At 61.3% G+C, this 758-nt stretch carries 1 protein-coding gene and 1 pseudogene; one reads left to right on the plus strand and one right to left on the minus strand.

Annotated elements, in window-relative coordinates:
- Nucleotides 1-36: 36 nt before the first annotated feature.
- On the minus strand, nt 37-516 hold the full coding sequence (locus tag EN893_RS36270) for an Lrp/AsnC family transcriptional regulator (protein ID WP_164749052.1): 480 nt from the start codon (nt 514-516) through the stop codon (nt 37-39).
- A gap of 106 nt (nt 517-622) precedes the next feature.
- Between EN893_RS36270 and EN893_RS39715 the strand changes: the two are divergent.
- Nucleotides 623-758, plus strand: a pseudogene (locus tag EN893_RS39715) (diaminopropionate ammonia-lyase); the annotation flags it as partial.

Below are 758 nucleotides of genomic sequence, written 5' to 3' on the forward strand. Positions count from 1 at the left end.
AGATCAGACCGTGCAGGATTTTTCGGCCGCCTGACGCTAGCCGGGTAAGGGCACCGTCAGCCCGACCTTGACCCGGTCCATCGCAACAAAAGTTCGGAACTTGCGGACATTGTTGCTGTCGAAGAACAGTTTTCGCGTCAGCGCCTCATAGGCGGCCATGTCGGCCACGGTGATGACCAGGATGAAATCGGCCTCGCCGGTGACATAGTAGCATTGCTGAACCTCGGGGGTTGCCGAGAATTGCCGCTTGGCCGCGTCGATCAGTTCGGCACGTTCGCTCTCGAGTTCCACCTCGACGAAGATGGTGATCGGCTGGCCGACCGCTGCCGGCTCGACGACCGCGACATTGCCGGCGATGACGCCGGTCTGCTCCATGCGCTTGATGCGGCGCTGCACCGCCGGCGCCGACAGGTTCACCGCCTCGCCGATCAGCCGCTGCGGCGTCGTGTTGTCGCGCTGCAGGATGGCAAGGATGGCGAGATCGAAACTGTCGAGCATGGGTGGCGATACAGGCAATGGAGAGGTCCTCGGCGAAACAAACTTGCATTTGGGAGGCCATATTGCAGCGCCCTTTGCACCGATCCTGCAATATATTCTCGCCGAACGCCAAGGAGGCCCGCCAGTGTTCCTGCTCAACCGCAATACTCTGCATCGCCTGCCACTCGATCCGGCCGATGCCGAAATCCTCGGCATGGCCGGCGCTGACACGGTCGAGCGTTTTCTTTCCCATCGCGACAATCACCTGATGACGCCACTGC

The organism is Mesorhizobium sp. M7A.F.Ca.CA.004.04.2.1 (assembly GCF_004022825.1).
Taxonomy (GTDB): Bacteria; Pseudomonadota; Alphaproteobacteria; order Rhizobiales; family Rhizobiaceae; genus Mesorhizobium.